The sequence below is a fragment of the Mesorhizobium sp. M9A.F.Ca.ET.002.03.1.2 genome (genome assembly GCF_003952365.1).
Classification (GTDB): domain Bacteria; phylum Pseudomonadota; class Alphaproteobacteria; order Rhizobiales; family Rhizobiaceae; genus Mesorhizobium.
On record NZ_CP034443.1, the window covers coordinates 3,622,354 to 3,638,962 of the forward strand.

Sequence of the window (16,609 nt, forward strand, 5' to 3'; positions counted from 1 at the left end):
CCTGCAGTTCGCCGCTCTCTTCGTTGCAGATATGGATGGACGCCATGCTAGACCGGCCGTTGGCGGCAATTGCCCACAAGCCATGGCTTGTTGGGGCCGATGCTCCGCAGGATTTTATCAGCCTCGCTGACATTGTTTCTTTTGTCCGGCAGTACATCTTCTCGATTCTTGCGTTTATGGTCGCCGGAATCGGTTGCGCCACGTTTTACTTTGCTACCTCGGATCCGATCTATGTGGCGCGAACGCAGATCCTGATCGAGCCAAAGATCCCCAGAAACCTTCAGCAGCAGCCCTCTGAGGTGAATCTGTCGCTCGACACCGCCCAGATCGAGAGCCAACTCGCGGTTCTGCGCTCCCAGAAGATCGCGATAATGGTGATCGATGACCTTGGACTCATGGATAATCCAACGTTCAGGGATATGAGCGGCCCGACGATCGGCGAGAGGTTTCACAGGGTCTGGATGAGTGTCTTTCAGGGTGACGGGCTCTACACCAGCTATGCCGCGGATTTCTTCAATCGCGTGCTGCCCTGGCCGGATCAAGAACAAGCGAACACTCCGCAGTCGGAATCCGAGCGGGAGCGTAGCGCGGTGGAGATATTCACCGGTGGCCTGGATGTTCAGCGTGTCGGTGTCTCATATGCAATAGACATTACATTCCAGTCTCTGGACCCGGCCTTGGCGGCACGCATCGCAAACGCCACAGCGGAGGCATTCGTACGCGAGCAGGTGCAAACGACAAAAGTGGCGGCTGGCGAAGGCATCGTATGGTTGGAAAGGCGTATGCGGGAGGTCGGCGACCAGATGAACAAGGCGACCAGGATCGCCCAGGAGTTTCGCGCGAAACACGACTACAGTATAGGCCAGGGCGAGACGTCCGTCGATGGACAGGGTCTCCCCCTCAACGAAGAACAGCCAAAACACCAGACTACACTAGAGCAGTTGGAAGTTACCGCCGAAACCTATCGAAAGATGTATGAAAGCCTACTCGGAGCTTATACGAACTCGGTCGACCAACAACCTTATCTGATCGCCAATGCTCGTGTCATTACCTCCGCAACGAGCCCAAAAAAGGCAAGTCGGCCGCGCAAGACCTTGATCCTCGCCTTTGGCGCACTTGCCGGACTGGTAGCTGGCATCGGGTTTGCCGTTGCGCGGCGCGGTCTCGATCGGAACGTGAGGACGCCTCATCAGATCCGCCGCGAACTGGGTTTAGCCTGTATTGGAGAATTGCCGCCGGTCAGCTTCAGGCGCGGTGGTTTTGGCCGGCTTGACGAGGTGCTCAGGAATCCGGACTCCTCATTCAGCGGGAGCCTTCAGAGCGTCAAGGCGATCATGAGCTTGGCCGGAGCCTCCCATCCAAGGCGCCGCATCGGAGTCACATCCGTGTCCCCCGGTGATGGAAAGAGCACCGTTGTGAGTAACCTGGCGGCCCTATGTGCGGCGTCGGGCACAGCCACCCTCGTGATCAACGCCGACCGTAAGTCGGCACTGGCCAACGAACTCTTCGATTCCTCCGATTTCAACATGGCCGACAGGGATTCCGGAGGCCCCAGAGATCTCGTCAAGCAAATCCAGTTCATTGAAAAGACATCGTTTTATTACTTGAGGAACGATGAGTCGAATTCCGCGAATTTGCTCGCTCCCAATAATATGGAGAGATTACTGCGCGAGGTTGGCGCTTACGGTGTCGTCATTGTTGAGCTTCCACCGTTTAGTTCAGGTGCTGAAGGGCTGGCTGTCAGCCCGCTTCTCGATGGCGTGATTGTGGTGGCGCAGTGGGGTGTGACGTCGCTTGATCAACTTGAGGATCTGACGCAGACCCTCAAAAATATCAACTCGTCCGTCCTTGGGGTGTTGATGACCCGTGTTCGTTCTGTTTCGGCTCATCGTTACCGGAAGCGCACAACCCAAGCTCCGCGCTGACATCGATGCTGTCTTCCTCACGGCGGCGGTCAGTCGAGCGCAAGCTCGGCGGCAGTCTCGGCACTGCCCGTCAATTCGGCACCTGCCTGCAAATATTTCTGTGCCGCTAATTAAGCAGGGCGGCGCAGAGAATAGCGCGTCGAACATTTTGATTCCGATATCGTGCCTGCCGTTGGTTGGAGCAGCCATTCGTCCGTACCTGATCTAGCATCTTAGGGGTAACCCGCCGCTACCAATCATCCCCCAACTACCACCTTTTCTCTGCTTGCCGGGGGTCGCTCGTCGTTGACAAAATGCAAACGAAAACAGCTGAAATCGAGCGTGAGCAGAAATGTCCAGCGTGATCGAAAGCCACGTGCGGCCGTACAGTGACTTGGGCATTGTGGTCGGGGCCAGGCCTGCGGCGACCTTGCTTCTTCGGCATGAAAGTGACGCGGCCGCCACATCGAATACGCCAGACCTCTCGTCGCCTCAACTCGACGCAAGCCCTGACCGCGGCACCGCTGCGCTTGAGCCGGACATCCAAATGGCAAGCGTTCAAGAAAATTTGTGGGGCGACCACCAACAGCCTCTCGGCGGTTGGGCCAAGAGGCTGCTGGATCTGTTGGTAGCCTCGACGGCGCTCATTCTGGCCAGTCCGATCCTGGTTCTTATCCCGCTGCTGATCAAGGCCACCACAGGCGGTCCGGTGCTGTTTGTCCACCGCCGTATCGGATTCAACGGAAAGGTCTTCGACTGCTACAAGTTCCGCACCATGGTACCGAATGCCGAGGAGGTGCTCCAACGGCATCTGAGCTGCGATCTACAAGCCGCCCAGGAGTGGGCAGCCAACCAGAAGCTGAAGTGCGATCCGCGTATCCTGTTTTTCGGAAAGATGCTTCGCAAATCGAGCCTGGATGAGCTGCCGCAGCTGTTCAACGTCTTGCGTGGCGACATGAGTTGCGTCGGTCCACGACCTGTCGTTGCCGACGAATTGCAACGCTATGGCGCCGCAGCGCACGAATATTTGAAGACGCGGCCAGGGCTGACCGGCCTCTGGCAGATAAGCGGGAGAAACATGACCGAATATTCGCATCGCGTGCTGCTGGATACGCAATACGTTCAAACATGGTCTCTATTACGCGACTTCTCGATCCTGATGCGGACAATACCGGCCATGATGAAATTTGATCAGACCTCCTGAATTGGAAACGTCCAGGGGAGCAGAAACGGTCTCGGGGATTATCGCCCCCCGACTCGGGCTGTGCCACAGTACGGCAAGCGCTAGGCCGGCCAAGTAGGCAATTTGGGTGACGACAACCAGATAGAGTGTCGAGCGGATGGTGGTTTCAACAGACAGGTGGAGAAAACTGCCCGCAGCGATGCTGCCGGCGATCACCACCAAAGTCGCCGCTATCAGCGCCGGCGCGCGCAGGGTAAACCCTGTCACCAGGGCAAGACCCGCAACGCCGACAATGGCAAGCAACACGGCGACCTCCCAAGGGTCGTTTTTCTTGGCGCGAGATCAACGCCCTCCCAAGCAAATCAGAGTCGCTCCTTTCTGTGAAGCCATTCGCTTAATTATGCACAGTCAGGATCAGCCATCGTCGGAGGAGTGAAATGCAGATTTCCGTCGTTGGGGTGCTGATCTGCGCGGGAATCCTGGCCCTCGTCGTTTATATGCGCTGGTCGATCATTGCTGCGCTGATTGCTTCTCTGGCTTTTGGCGCGACGGCAATCGGGACGATAACCTCGCTTGGCGGCTCATCGCCACTTATCTTCACTGTCTTTGATATGCTCCTGATAGTGGCGGCACTAGCTCGACGGGGAATCTGGAGAGAAATAGGATCGGTCTTTGCTCGTATAGGCGCGGCATGGATCGTGTGCGCGCTCATGATCTATGTGAGCATCGGAGCGCTGCTATTTCCGAGGCTCTTTGCCGGGCAGACGAGCGCCTTCGTCTCTTCCCGCACCGGCAAGGGGGTCTACGAAGCGGCCTTGGCGCCGGTGTCGGCCAATATCTCTCAGGCGGGGTACTTTGTTCTGGGAGGGCTGACGTTCCTGGCGGTCTGTCTGCTGCTTCAGCGCAGCGGCACGTTGGCCGATATCAGGCGAGGCTTCTTCCTGTGGTTCACCTTGCACGTGTCGATGGGCATTCTGGACTTGTTGGGCAAGGTGAGCGGTGCCGGCGACATCCTCGCCCCGATTCGTAGCGCCAACTACGCCATGCTGACGCAAGTTGTTGAAGCTGGGTTTTGGCGGATTGCGGGGGCGTTTTCAGAAGCATCGGCGTTCGGCGGGGCATCGCTGGCAGGGCTGGCGTTCACCTACACCTACTGGCGCAAGACTGGATCCAAATTCGCATTGGGGCTGGGAGCGGTTCTGTTTGTTCTCCTGCTGCTGTCGACATCGTCGACTGCCTATGTCGGCCTTGCAATCGTAAGCGTGCCCGTTGTCTTTTCCATCGTGAAGTCGCTCGCTTCAAGTCGGCTGAGGTCGGGGGAGGCACTGCTTATCGGGTTGCTGCCGCCCTTGCTCCTCTCCGCGATGGCCGCCAGTCTGCTCTATCCTCATGTCTTCGATCCGGTTTTGCAGCTCGTCGACTCCACGGTGATCAACAAAGTCACGTCAGCCTCCGGCCAGGAGCGCAGCTACTGGAACTACAAAAGCCTGCAGTCTTTCTTCGATACTGGTGGACTGGGGGTCGGGCTGGGAAGCTCGCGGGCCTCGAGCTGGCCGATCGCGCTGCTTTCCCAGTTGGGGCTGTTCGGCACCGCGATGATGACTGTTCTGTTGGCAATGCTGGTGCGGGGGCTGCGGGGTGTCCGCAGTCGCATCGATCCCGAGGTCGACGCGATCGCGTCCAGTGTCCGCGCTTGCGCCTTATCGGGGCTCGTGGCTGCAACCTTGGCAAGTGGCAGCGCCGACCCCGGTATCGTGTTCTTGATTCCTCTCGCTGTCGTTCTTGTCAGCCGGCTCTTGCCTGTTGAAGACGACAATGTTGCAGGGGCTGCTGTAAGGACGCTCCAGCATTCGCGCGATTCCAGCGAACACGTGATTCAATCGCAGATCGGCACTGTTCCCGGCCGCGTCTAATGCATGTCGCGTAAAAGTATGCAGCGGTTATGCGATAACGACATGCATAAAAACAAGAAACTTAAAGCGCGTCGCATGGATCCGTTCAAACGCGACGCGCTTTAAAGCGACATAGGCTCAGAGCTTTCGGAAGTATCCACGAGATCCGAAGCCCATAGTGCTATCGAATCCACCATCCAAAAGCGCAACCTTTTCGGGTTTATCGCTAAGGAACTCGCCGCAGGCCTTCTTCACCCCGGATAGAGATCGACCGAGTCGAACAATCCAGGATCAGTGTAGTCGTCTATCAGACATGCAGCACCCTTTGATAGGCGAGGATACACATACTCCAAGCTGACCTTGACCGAGTCGTATAGATCACCATCCAAATGCGCAAATGCAATTCAGTCCGGCAACTGTGTGGGAAGCGTATCTTCGAACCATCCCTGGTGAAGAATAGGCTGCCGAAGATTCAAAGCCCGTGCGAACAGGTGGTGCGAGGACGAGGTTCATTCCAAGTTTTCGGAGAACCTTGTTGGCAAGCGCGATGGCGATAGGGCCGTACAGTGCGTGCATTGGTCAAGGAAATTAACTGACTTCCATCGATCAGTCGCGCGCTTCCACCTGCCAGCAGAATCCGCCGGCAGGCTACGGAATGCCTACGGTATCGCCGACGGTTTCTGCTTTGAGTTCTATTCCCGGCGCCTTGCGCTGCTCGGTCGATGTCGAGTCCAGCGCGCCCATTTCATCTGGAGCCAGTGGTATTTCAATCTTGATGGTGTCTCCGGGCTCGACGACGCTCGTTTCGTTGGCTTGTATTTGCACCGTCGTGCCATCCGCCGACGGTCGGAAGATCGTGTAGATTGGCGCAGCCAGATCCAACTCGGCTCGGCGGGCAAGAAGGCTCGGGGCAGATATCTCGGAATCGTACAATAGCCGCCTCGCTGTTTCTGTCTTGCTGTCGAGAGCATCGATCTCGGCTTGGGTTTGACGCAGATCGATCGTTACCTCATTTCTCCGTCCGTCCTGGAGTTCGAGAATGGATATATCGGTTCTGCTGATTTCCTGACGGCCTCGCAGCAGACTGGTTTCCGCCGACAGCCTCTCGCTCTGCGCCTGGGCGAGGGTTCGTTCCAAAGCAAATTCCCGCGGCGCCGCCGCCAGACCTTTTGCCACAAGCGCCGAGACGGACGTCAACTCTTTCTGGATAGAGGCAATCTGCTTGTCGAGGAAGACGAGTTGCGCTTCCAGCGAGGTGAGCTCCTTCTGGAGGAACTCACGCAGGCTTTGCAGCGCCTTGACCTGGGTGTCCAACCCTTCCCTGCGCGCCTGGAAGATCAAATGCTCCTGCTTCATGAGCATGGCGATGACGTCGTCCTGAGTGCGTGGCGTCAACTGGGGCGGAAACTGAATGTCGCTGGCATGCGAGAGTTCCGCCTCGAGCCTTGCCCTACGAGCGAGGAGATTGGCCTCGCTCAGCCTAAGCAGCCTGACATCTCCTCGACCCTGGATCACTTCGCGCTCGAACCTGGCGTCCCTGTCCTCCCGCGTCCGCAGCCCGCCCGCGATGCTCAATGCCTGCAAGACGGTCAGCCCGGGCCGATATGCGAATTCGCCCGATTGCGTCACCTTGCCGACGACGTAGAACGGTCGGAACTGGACGATTTCCACCGCGGTGCGCGGTACTCGCACAAGGCCAACACTTTTCATCAGGCCGTTGCCGATGGAGTTCGCAATCTCGCCGGTCGTCAGGCCGGCAGCCTTGATTTCGCCAACCAGCGGCAGCGAAATGGAGCCGTTGGGACTGACCGTGTATACGTCGTTAAGAGCACCCCAGGCAAAAATCGTGTCGCGCGACGCACGCCATTCGTAGACCTTGATGCGCAGCTTATCCTGCGGGCCGAGCACATACTCCTTGGCGCTTGCAGCCGAAACACCCAACATGCAGGCCAAGGACACACCCGCCGACACCACGACGTGGAGCAGGCGCCGAGCCGCGCGCCGATTGGACAGCCTGTCGAGGCCCCGGGCTCGGCGATTTGAGCGAGTGTCTCTGTCGATCGAAAAGAACGGGTCATCAAGCATCTTTTATCCCTGCACTAGATCTCCAGAATATATTCCGGCTCCACCCGGCCTCTTGCGACGTGTGAAAGCGCCAGAAGATTGCCGCGCAGACGTCCTCTCCGGTCGATGTAGGATTCCGGCCAGAGACTGCGTGCGAGATTGGCAAGCAGATTTTTGCTCATCAACTTTAGTCCGATAGGCAATGGAACAGACCCTTTGCGGATGAGATAGATCGGGTTCGCCACCTGCGAATAGCCGAAACGAACGCCGCTTACGCGACCGCTCTTGACGCCGAGATGAACTCCGCGGATCGACTGCACGGCGACGACCCGCCCCCTGGCTCTCAGCCGGCTGGTGAAATCAACGTCTTCCTGCCACCCGTAGAGCACAAGCCGTTCGTCGAAGCGCAAGCCGCCGATGAATGCCGCCCTAATCGACATGTTGCACCCATAGGCGCTGAGTTGATCCACCCCACGCGCTTCAGTCGCTGTGCCGGCCTCGCGAAGCGCCTGGATACCCTCTTCCCACGTGAGCCCTGCAGTCGTTGCACCGTCTTTCAGCACGTTTCCAGTCACCACGGCCCAGTCCGGCTGCTGCATGAACGCCCGTGATACGCCATCGAGATAGTCGTCTGCAGGAATGAAGTCGTCGTCGAAAAAGGTGATTATATCGAAACGGTCTACTGCGACATCGAGGGCAATGTTACGTTGTGCCGGCAGGCCCGTTTTTCCGAATACGCACGATACCGGAAACCGGCAGGCTATGTTGTTGGGAACATGGTTTGTGTCGGGAGCCGAAATTATGACCGCATCCGGGAGCCGGGTCTGTCGCTCAAGCTGTGCGAGAAGCCGCGCCACCTGTTCCGTGCGACCAAACGTTGCGACGATCACGACCACTTTTATCGACAATCAACTCTCCGCACGGCCAATGAAGTGAGTGCACTATCATCCTAATCCACCGGTCGCGCCGATGCAGCCTGCGCATAAGTTTAGCGTTGCGGCGTGCTTAGGCCCATCGGAGTAGAAGCCGTACCTCGTTGGAGTGCAACCGGCTTCGAGCGGGGGCGGAGCTTAACCCGATAGACAGCTTGTTTGGACGGGACGGACGACACACAGTCGTAGTGCATCCGGGCAAAAACAGAATTCCCGAAAGGTGCCAACGTCCCGGGAGGGCAATGCATGCGCCATGTGCGACAGCCAAAAGTAACCACCATGGTTGGTCCCGATACCAAGCATCTGCGACCCATCGGCAAGGCGCCATTTTCGGCCATCGACCGCAACGCGCGCATCGCCGTCGTGCATGACTGGTGCCCGAATTTTCGGGGAGGGGAGCAGGTCCTTGCCCGGATCTGTAAGCTCTTTCCAAGAGCCGAGGTGTTCACTCTTTTTGATTTTCTCCCGAAAGAGGTCAAAGACGAGCACTTTCCAGGCGTGGTTTTTCACGTTTCTGCGATGAATCGACTCCCGTTGGTGAAAAAATACTACAGGTCGTTATTTTTCCTTTGCCCTTTTATGATCGAGCAATTTGATGTCACTGGATATGACGCAGTCATTTCTTCCTCGGCAGCATTCTCTCGAGGCGTTCTCACGCGCCCAGACCAACCACACCTTTGCTACGTGCACAGTCCGGTGCGATATGCGTGGGACGAACAATTCTCCTATTTGCAGCAAGCCCAATTGGGATTTGGGCCGAAGGGTCTTGCCTTTCGTTATATGCTTCACAGGCTGCGGACCTGGGACACCCGTACGGCGCATGGCCCTGATTTGATGTTGGCAAATTCGAACTATGTCCGCTCCCGAATTGAACGGATTTACGGCCGCGATGCGCGGGTAGTCCATCCGCCTGTGGCCACCGGCGAACTTGAACTCGTCGCCAGCAAGGATGACTACTACGTAACGGCCGCATTCCACGCCCCGTATAAACGTACGGACCTCATTATCGAGGCGTTCAGCAAAACTCCGTCGCGTCGCCTGATTGTCGTGGGTGACGAAGTGCAGTCCAAGCATCTGCGATCGCTTGCTGGTCCCAACATCATCTTCACAGGCTATCTGCCGCGGCATGAATACATCGAAAAAATTGCGAACGCCCGTGCGATGGTGTTCGCCGGATGCGAGGATTTCGGGATAGCGCTTGCCGAGGCCCAGGCTTGCGGCACTCCATTGATCGCCTTTGGCCGTGGAGGTGCCCGCGACATTGTCCGGCCGCTTGGCGAGAGCAGCCATCCGACAGGTGTGCTCTTCGACCGTCAGTCCGTCGATTCCATAGCCGAGGCAATTGACCTGTTCGAGGAAAATGCGGTGTCCATTGCGCCGCACGCCTGTCGTATGAACGCGTCTAGGTTCTCCGAGGAAAGGTTCGACCTTGCGATCCTCGACGCCCTTGGCTTGGCCCAATCTGCCCAGCTTGCTCGCGAGACCGGGCACAGAGAATTCTTTGGAACCGAAAGGCGCAAGATAACCGATTCTCTTGCCGAGCCAGCTCTCCCATGAATTCGATTGACCTTCACATGGCCAGCAACGCCAAAGCGCTTCAACCGACCTCGTGTCCGTGCTGCTCGGCGCCCGTTAGCCGGTCGATCTACAGGGTCGAATCCATCCCGGTGCATAGCTGCGTCCTGCTTAGCTCGGCCCAGGAAGCCCATGCTTTTCCTCGTCGCGACCTTGACCTCGCATTCTGCGAAGCATGTGGGTTCATATTCAACAGGGCCTTTGACGAAACGGTCATGGGCTACTCGACCAATTTTGAGGAATCCCAGCATTTCTCGAGCACTTTCAACAATTTCGCGAAGGGACTTGCACATGAGATTGCACAGAAATGTGCGATAGCCGGCAAGCACGTGTTGGAGATCGGCTGCGGCAAGGGCGAATTTCTGCGCGAACTTTGCCTAGCGGGCGGCGCCACCGGGCTCGGCATCGATCCAGGTTATCGAGCCGATAAAGGACGCAACGAAGACTACGGCGACATTCAGATGATCGTCGATTTTTTCGGACCAGACTACCAGCATCTCCAAGCGGACACAGTCCTTTGTCGCCATACGCTCGAACACATAGGTTCCGTGTCGACTTTCGTGCGGCTGATCCGAAAGATGATCGGTGAAAGGACCGAAGATTGGGTCGTCTTCGAAACGCCGGATGCAAAACGTGTGCTCGTGGAGAGTGCATTCTGGGATATTTACTACGAACATTGTTCCTATTTCAGCCCTGGCACGCACGCACGGCTGTTTCGCCAGGAAGGGTTCGACGTTATCGATCTGGAACTCGTCTATGACGACCAGTACATTGTTCAGTACGCCCGGCCATCGGCAGGCCCGACGGCACCGAGCCTACCGCTCGAGCACGATCTGGAAGAGATGCACCGTTTGGCGGAAACCTTTCCCGCTCGCGTCCGTGCGGTTCAGGATTTCTGGCAGGAGCGCATTCGCGCCGCATACGCCGCTGGCCGGCGGGTCGTCCTGTGGGGCGGCGGGAGCAAGGCGGTGTCGTTCCTGACGACGTTGCAGCTTGGAGACGAAGTGTGGGCAGCGGTCGACATCAACCCTTACAAGCAAGGCAAGTTTACGCCCGGAACCGGTCACCCGGTCATCGCGCCAAGCGACCTCTTGGACACTCCGCCTGACCTCGTCATCGTCATGAATCCGATATACCTGAATGAAGTGGCGCAATCCTTGAATGCGCTGGGCCTGCGACCGGAAGTCATCGCGGTCTGATCGCACTCTCGTCAAGAAGAAGCCGGAAAATGGAACATTCCAAGTCGCCCCGAGTATCTCTTGGTCTGCCCGTTTACAATGGCGAGAATTTCGTCTCCGAGGCAATCCAGTCGATCCTCGAACAGGACTTCGATGATTTCGAACTCGTCATCACCGACAATGCTTCGACAGATAGGACAGCCGATATATGTCTGGAATTCGCGCTGCGGGACAAGCGCGTCCGCTATGTTCGAAACGCACGCAACCTGGGTGCCGCGGCCAATTTCAATCGCGCGTTCGAATTGAGCTCGGGCGCATATTTCAAGTGGTGCGCGCACGATGACGTCTTGGACCGTGGTTTCCTGACGGATTGCGTGCGTGCGCTCGACGATAACGCCGGCCACGTCATTGCCTATCCGCGCTTGCTGGGAATCGACGAGACCGGACAGCAGACTTCCTATGTCGAACGGGTGCTGCCGGATGTTGGAGGATCTTCGCCCGCGTCCCGCTTTCGGCTGATGGTTGCCGCGCACGGATGGGATGCGGCGATGTTTGGCCTTTGGCGCCGAGATTCACTGCTCAAAACGACATTGCATGAGCCTTACTATGGGTCCGATTGTGCGCTTCTGGCCGAGATGGCTATTCTCGGGCCGTTTGTCCACGCGCCCAACGCGATACTCTACAGCCGTGACCATCCGACGCGTTCGGTGCGATTGCCAAGCTCCGAACGGTTGGCTTGGCAAAATCCAGATGGCTCCACCGCGAACGCTTTCGAATTGTCGACGCGGGTAAAACACCTCGTCGCGATCGCCTATCGGCACAGGCGGACAGCACCGCTGGGTAGCACACTGTTTCATCTGCTTGCATGGATTCTGGATCCACTGCTCGTTGCGAGATTTTGCCTGGAAGCTGTAGGCGTTGTTTCTCCGCAGCTTCGTAGCAAGCTGCGCGGCGCCGGCTTGGGAGCCCTAAGACGCATTCATGCCGTCTCAGGCCGCTCTCCTGGCTAGTTACGAATGATCTGGTGCGAGGATCCGCCGGAGGCCTTTGAATGAACCGCCAAGTCGCGCCCGCGGCCGTAGGAGCATCAGCCTCCCAGCAGTTGCCGGAGGGCTCGGGCAAGAGAAATCTGGTGATCGTCCGGGCAGGGCGCAGCTCTTTGCATGCCGGCTGGACTGAGGGGGCGGGCGAAGCCGACTTCGATCTTCTCGTCGCCGCCTACGAGGCTGGTGTTTCCCATGGGCAGAACGATTTGAGCGTATTTCTACCCGGGCGCAAGATCGCAGGGTATCATGCCCTGTTTCAAAGTTACCCTGACATTGTGACGCGATATGATCTCATTGCATTGATCGACGATGACATTGAGACGACGAAACTGGATTTAAATCGCCTGTTCGCAATCGGTCGACAATATAAACTCGATCTGTTTCAGCCAGCACTTTCATTGGATAGCTATTTCTCCTATGCCGCGACGCTTGTCAGCGGCAGGCGATACCTGTTGCGATATACCAATACGGTCGAAATGATGTGTCCGGTGTTCAGCGCCAGGTGCCTGCAAACGGCGTTGAAATTATTCGGGCTCGGCTACGAGACGGGAATAGATCTTCTTTGGACCCGCCTGACCGACATGCCTTGGTTGCGTTATGCCATAGTTGACGATGTCGTTGTAAGACACACGCGGCCGGTCGGGACAACAAAGTCGCTTCAAGGTTTCGCTGCCAACGAGCGTTACGACGTGCAGGTTGATGCTGTGCTGAAGAGGTTCGGCGCTGCGTTTCGCGGGTTCGTAACCTATGCAGCGGTCGATCGGCGCGGGCGGCTCGTCCAGTCTCGCTTTCTGATCGGGCTCAACTCCCTGTTCCTTTGGCGGGCGCTGTTCCAGACGCCGCTTAAATGGGCGCAGTTTATGCGCCGCTCAACCGACTATACGCGACACTGCTGGCTGAGGCCGGTCAACCTGCAACGGATCGACGTCGATGGAGTGGTAAGTCAGGCCGTCAGCCGCAAAGGGTGGGTCGCCGAATGCCGCCGCCTGGATCTACCGAGTGTCCGTCCACCCGCTCATCCGGAAAATCGCAAGGTACTGGTTTCACGTCGTATTAGATTGTGAGTCAGACTCTAAGGCATTTGGCCTTTGGACTTTCCGGGTAAGCCCAATAACAGTTTCCTCGGTAATGGCGCGCGGCTGCATGGGAGGCGGTGCCGCAAACAGCCTGGCGAGGCGATGGTAGATGCCGAGGTCACCAGCGAAAGGACGCTCAAGCAGATGATAGGTTACGAAACCCACGGCTACCGCCGCCGCCATGGTGGCGGGCGCGAGCAGGGCGCGAGCAGCGTCGTTCAACTCCAACCGATTGGCAAGGGCGATGACCGCCGCGATAAAGAAATAGTGTGACAGATATATCGAATAACTTGCGTCACCCGCACGTTGCATCAGTGGAGAGCCGATCCTTGTCCCAGATTGCTCCAGCCCGATTACTCCCGCCACGATCAAGCCGGATGCGATGCCGAACCTCAGGAAGGTATCGGTCGATGGCGAGACGGGGAGGTCGCCGAAACCGATGACTTCCCCTCCAAAAGCGAGCCAAGAGACCCCGGCAGCGAGGCAGACCCACCACCTCATGGGATTTCTGGCGATGCGCGCCGAATCGTGGAAGTAGCTCGCCGCCAGCACTCCCAATACGAAATCCATCAGGATTGGCCGCGTATAGAAAAAAGCCGCGACCCCATAATCGGAAAGACCTCCAATGCTGTTTCCGATACCGGCAAGAGAGACGATAACAGCGGTGATCGCCATGAGCCTGGCGCGTTTGGGCAGCAACAACGCGACTGCAAAAATGCTGTAAAAGAACATTTCGTAGTTCAAAGTCCAACCAAGATAGTAAATTGGGTAAAGGCTATCTGGCGTTTTCTCAAATGGAATAAAAATTAGAGATTTTGCGATTTGAGAAAATTCTATTTGAGTGCTCTTCAAAACATCAGGCATGATCGCACTCAAAATCACTACAAGCATTGTGAAAAACGCGTACAGAGGGACCACCCTAAGGATACGCTTTCTGTAGAATTGAATGGGCCGTATGTTTTTATTTTGTGTCGTGCGGACCATGATGAATCCACTGATGACGAAAAATAGGTCCACCCCTCCGTATCCAAAACTCCTGAGCCAATGCGGAAGGACGTCGGTCACGATCAGTTCCTGGGTATGAACCCAGACCACCAACGTCGCGGCGATCGCCCGCATGACCTGAACATTGAAAACCATACCGGAAGGAGTCCCGACTTCAACGTGGGCTTGGGCGTTCCATTTTCCTCTCGTCGCCGCCTACAAGGCGGGCGCTCCAGTCAACCTAGACCGGATCGACATCGGCGGGACCACAGGCGCAAAGCGCAAGCCGCAGATCGCCGAATTATGCCACAATGATCTCTGCTGAGAGACCGAGCTTGCATGCGGCCTGGGCAACTTCGTCTCGATAGAGCGGATTCATCACGACGATAGACTGCAGGGGCTTGCCGCGCAGGCTCTCGGGACCAACCACCGGTGTCCCGGTGCGAGGAGCAAAGCGCCCCTGCTTGTACGGGTTGACGTCGACCAGCGCTCCAATCCGCGCCCCTTCAGGAACGATGTTGACGAATGTAATGCCCTTTGATCCCGCACCCCAGACAACGGTCCGCTCCGGATCCCTGTTTGACAAGTAATCGCGCCACCAGGCGACCTTTTCGCAATACGTTCGGTCGAATCGGTGGACGAGCGCATCGATCTTTTCAGATTTTGAATACGGGGCCATCATCCGGGGTTCGCTAGGCTTTGCTTCAATGAAGAGGTACTGGTCACCGTATGACGCACCTTGGTCAAGCACCTCGAATCCTGCTGTCTCCATCGCTACCCGCAGTGAGTGCGGCGTGAAGTAGGATACGTGCTCGTAAATCAGATCCCAGATCCCCATGTCTCGCAATGTATAGAGCGCGTTGGGCACCTCGATGTAGAATACGGTACTGGGCCCAACGCCTGGATGGGAACGAAGCCCCTGCAGGAAGGCGATCGGGTTAGCTATGTGCTCCAGGACGTGACGGCAGGAAACGAAGTCGGGCCTGACGTCCGGATAGGCATCGCCGAACCAGTCGTTGATGAATTCCACGCCGGCGACGTTCTCGCCCCGATTGTCTTCGAAGCTCCTGTCGAAGCCAATGCCTCTGGCGCCGCTGGTTGAGCAAAGTCGCTTGAGGAAATCACCCTTGCCGCAGCCGATGTCCAAGGCCAGTTTTCCATCGAGTGCGTAAGCTGCGGACAGGCGATCAGCGAGATCCTCGACGAAGGCCACGAAGCGCGGCGAGAAATGCAGGGAATTCTCGTAGTTTTGCGTATAGCCGATCCGACCGTCTTCAAACGCCGCGTTGAAGAAATGTTCACAACTGCGGCAAAACGCGAGAACGAATTGGCCAGTCGGTGCAGCAACGGCCGAGTTTGCGTCAGGGTGCAGGGAATTGCACGAAAATGGAATGGCGTCGAATGATACCGAGTGCAGCAAATCCTGCTGCCGGCAGACTGGACAATCGACGCGAAGCCGCATCGAATTCGTCAGCGGGTCACGCGCTTCGGCGCAGGCAGCGCTTCGGATTTGCACGGTCACACGATCCGCGGAGTCGGCACGGGAACGATGAATTTTCCGCCCCTGGCCCGATATTCTGTTTGCTGCGCCATGATCTCATCGAGGAAATTCCAGGCAAGCACCAGCACGTAGTCCGGCTGCGCCTCCAACAGAGCCTCCGTAGAGCGGATAGGAATCTTCTGACCGGGCATGTACTTGCCCTGCTTGTGAGTGTTGCGGTCTACGACGAAGTCAATGAGATCGCGTCCGATGCCGACCGTGTTGATCAAGGTGGCGCCTTTGGCCGCCGCCCCATAGGCAGCGATCGAGGCGCCGGTCGCTTTCAGCCGGTGCAGCAATGCGGAGAGCTCGACTTTCAACTTGTCGACCGTCACGGAAAAATCGAGGTAGTAGTCGATGGAATCGATCCCTCGGGCTCTTTCATGAGCGATCTGGCTCGTGACGCTCTCGCCGACACGTTCCTGCCTTTCGACATACAGGCGAATAGAACCGCCATGAATCGACAAGTGTTTTATCTCGTTGAGATAAAGGCCATGTCTCCGAAACAGCTTGTCCAATGCCGTCACTGAAAAATAGCACAGATGTTCGTGGTAGATCGTATCGAATTCGCAATGGTCGATCATCGGCTCGACATACGGCGCCTCGATCACCGCAACGCCGTCGTCCTTGAGCAACCGTGCAATGCCTGAAACAAAACCGTTGGTGTCGGCCACATGGGCGAGCACATTGTTTGCGTGGATCACGTCGGCTCGTATGCCCTCTTTGCAAAGGGATTCGGCCAGTTCGCGAGTGAAGAACGTCAGACGTGTCGGCACGCCAACCTTCCCGGCGGCGGCGGCAGGCCCATCGGCGGGGTCGATGCCAAGCACTTGTATGCCCGCCTCGACATAGTTCTTCAGCAGATAACCGTCGTTGCTTGCCAGCTCGATCACGAAACTGCCAGAGTTCAAGCCGCGGCGTTCGATCAGATCGAGCACGTTGTCTCGAGAATGCCGCAGCAGCGCTTGCGAGAACGAGGAGTAGTAGGGATAGGCATCGGCAAACAGGATCCTGGGGTTCACCGTTTCCGTGATCTGCACCAAGCTGCAATCGCTGCAGAAGGCGACATTGAGCGGAAAGACCGGCTCCTCCTCGCCATCGTCGATGCGCGATGGAAGCCGATCGGCGAGGGGCGTCGTACCGAGCTTCAGGAACGTATCGATGTGACTTCCGCCGCAAGATCGGCAGACCTGCTCGGTTATCGACGCTGCACCAGCGATCATCATGGCCATGGC

The 16,609-nt window shown here is 57.3% G+C and carries 14 protein-coding genes; 7 read left to right on the forward strand and 7 right to left on the reverse strand.

Features of this window, described 5'->3' with window-relative positions:
- Positions 1 to 35: 35 nt before the first annotated feature.
- Both EJ066_RS17400 and EJ066_RS17405 read left to right on the forward strand, forming a co-directional pair.
- The gene (locus EJ066_RS17400; protein WP_245454922.1) at positions 36 to 1,925 is read left to right on the forward strand and encodes a GNVR domain-containing protein; all 1,890 of its coding nucleotides are present in this window, start codon (positions 36 to 38) and stop codon (positions 1,923 to 1,925) included.
- 331 nt (positions 1,926 to 2,256) lie between these two features.
- A complete protein-coding gene (locus EJ066_RS17405) occupies positions 2,257 to 3,108 on the forward strand; it encodes a sugar transferase (RefSeq protein ID WP_126040028.1) in 852 nt (283 codons plus the stop codon).
- Here the strand turns inward: EJ066_RS17405 and EJ066_RS17410 are convergent.
- Positions 3,043 to 3,393 (reverse strand): hypothetical protein, encoded by a 351-nt coding sequence (locus EJ066_RS17410; protein WP_126040030.1) that lies wholly within the window; start codon positions 3,391 to 3,393, stop codon positions 3,043 to 3,045. The two genes, EJ066_RS17405 and EJ066_RS17410, sit on opposite strands and share 66 nt — an antisense overlap.
- A 131-nt stretch (positions 3,394 to 3,524) precedes the next feature.
- Here EJ066_RS17410 and EJ066_RS17415 point away from each other — a divergent pair, with 131 nt between their 5' ends.
- Positions 3,525 to 5,000 (forward strand): hypothetical protein, encoded by a 1,476-nt coding sequence (locus EJ066_RS17415; protein WP_189644295.1) that lies wholly within the window; start codon positions 3,525 to 3,527, stop codon positions 4,998 to 5,000.
- A gap of 230 nt (positions 5,001 to 5,230) precedes the next feature.
- Here EJ066_RS17415 and EJ066_RS32095 read toward each other — a convergent pair whose 3' ends face one another.
- From EJ066_RS32095 to EJ066_RS17430, 3 genes are all read right to left on the reverse strand, one after another.
- Positions 5,231 to 5,368: a TylF/MycF/NovP-related O-methyltransferase gene (locus EJ066_RS32095; protein ID WP_348629258.1), complete on the reverse strand. Its 138-nt coding sequence runs from the start codon at positions 5,366 to 5,368 to the stop codon at positions 5,231 to 5,233.
- A 259-nt stretch (positions 5,369 to 5,627) separates the two neighbouring features.
- The gene (locus EJ066_RS17425; protein ID WP_245455215.1) at positions 5,628 to 6,923 is read right to left on the reverse strand and encodes a polysaccharide biosynthesis/export family protein; all 1,296 of its coding nucleotides are present in this window, start codon (positions 6,921 to 6,923) and stop codon (positions 5,628 to 5,630) included.
- 155 nt (positions 6,924 to 7,078) lie between these two features.
- The gene (locus tag EJ066_RS17430) at positions 7,079 to 7,945 is read right to left on the reverse strand and encodes a glycosyltransferase (RefSeq protein WP_126043929.1); all 867 of its coding nucleotides are present in this window, start codon (positions 7,943 to 7,945) and stop codon (positions 7,079 to 7,081) included.
- Positions 7,946 to 8,221: 276 nt separating this feature from the next.
- Between EJ066_RS17430 and EJ066_RS17435 the strand changes: the two genes are divergently transcribed.
- The 4 genes from EJ066_RS17435 (at position 8,222) to EJ066_RS17450 (ending at position 12,838) form a co-directional block, all read left to right on the forward strand.
- Complete coding sequence (locus EJ066_RS17435; protein ID WP_126040034.1) at positions 8,222 to 9,532, forward strand: glycosyltransferase; 1,311 nt, start codon at positions 8,222 to 8,224, stop codon at positions 9,530 to 9,532.
- Positions 9,533 to 9,765: 233 nt separating this feature from the next.
- A complete protein-coding gene (locus EJ066_RS17440) occupies positions 9,766 to 10,749 on the forward strand; it encodes a class I SAM-dependent methyltransferase (protein ID WP_189644296.1) in 984 nt (327 codons plus the stop codon).
- A gap of 29 nt (positions 10,750 to 10,778) precedes the next feature.
- Positions 10,779 to 11,738: a glycosyltransferase family 2 protein gene (locus EJ066_RS17445; protein ID WP_126040038.1), complete on the forward strand. Its 960-nt coding sequence runs from the start codon at positions 10,779 to 10,781 to the stop codon at positions 11,736 to 11,738.
- Positions 11,739 to 11,779: 41 nt separating this feature from the next.
- Positions 11,780 to 12,838 (forward strand): DUF707 domain-containing protein, encoded by a 1,059-nt coding sequence (locus EJ066_RS17450; protein ID WP_126040040.1) that lies wholly within the window; start codon positions 11,780 to 11,782, stop codon positions 12,836 to 12,838.
- Here the strand turns inward: EJ066_RS17450 and EJ066_RS17455 are convergent.
- The 3 genes from EJ066_RS17455 to EJ066_RS17465 form a co-directional block, all read right to left on the reverse strand.
- Entirely contained in the window at positions 12,818 to 13,990 is a 1,173-nt protein-coding gene (locus tag EJ066_RS17455; protein WP_126040042.1) for an acyltransferase, read from the reverse strand. The genes EJ066_RS17450 and EJ066_RS17455 overlap by 21 nt on opposite strands.
- 145 nt (positions 13,991 to 14,135) lie before the next feature.
- A complete protein-coding gene (locus tag EJ066_RS17460) occupies positions 14,136 to 15,356 on the reverse strand; it encodes a class I SAM-dependent methyltransferase (RefSeq protein ID WP_245454923.1) in 1,221 nt (406 codons plus the stop codon).
- Positions 15,353 to 16,606, reverse strand: a complete 1,254-nt coding sequence (locus EJ066_RS17465; RefSeq protein WP_245454924.1) for a class I SAM-dependent methyltransferase — start codon at positions 16,604 to 16,606, stop codon at positions 15,353 to 15,355. The genes EJ066_RS17460 and EJ066_RS17465 overlap by 4 nt, the downstream gene beginning before the upstream one ends.
- Positions 16,607 to 16,609 lie beyond the last annotated feature (3 nt).

Bases quoted from the DNA above. Each gene is read 5' to 3' on its own strand.
- EJ066_RS17400 (WP_245454922.1), top strand. From the start codon at position 36: ATGGACGCCATGCTAGACCGGCCGTTGGCGGCAATTGCCCACAAGCCA.
- EJ066_RS17450 (WP_126040040.1), top strand. From the start codon at position 11,780: ATGAACCGCCAAGTCGCGCCCGCGGCCGTAGGAGCATCAGCCTCCCAG.
- EJ066_RS17415 (WP_189644295.1), top strand. From the start codon at position 3,525: ATGCAGATTTCCGTCGTTGGGGTGCTGATCTGCGCGGGAATCCTGGCC.
- EJ066_RS17455 (WP_126040042.1), bottom strand. From the start codon at position 13,990: ATGGTTTTCAATGTTCAGGTCATGCGGGCGATCGCCGCGACGTTGGTG.
- EJ066_RS17435 (WP_126040034.1), top strand. From the start codon at position 8,222: ATGCGCCATGTGCGACAGCCAAAAGTAACCACCATGGTTGGTCCCGAT.
- EJ066_RS17465 (WP_245454924.1), bottom strand. From the start codon at position 16,606: ATGGCCATGATGATCGCTGGTGCAGCGTCGATAACCGAGCAGGTCTGC.
- EJ066_RS17405 (WP_126040028.1), top strand. From the start codon at position 2,257: ATGTCCAGCGTGATCGAAAGCCACGTGCGGCCGTACAGTGACTTGGGC.
- EJ066_RS17445 (WP_126040038.1), top strand. From the start codon at position 10,779: ATGGAACATTCCAAGTCGCCCCGAGTATCTCTTGGTCTGCCCGTTTAC.
- EJ066_RS17425 (WP_245455215.1), bottom strand. From the start codon at position 6,923: ATGTTGGGTGTTTCGGCTGCAAGCGCCAAGGAGTATGTGCTCGGCCCG.
- EJ066_RS17440 (WP_189644296.1), top strand. From the start codon at position 9,766: ATGGGCTACTCGACCAATTTTGAGGAATCCCAGCATTTCTCGAGCACT.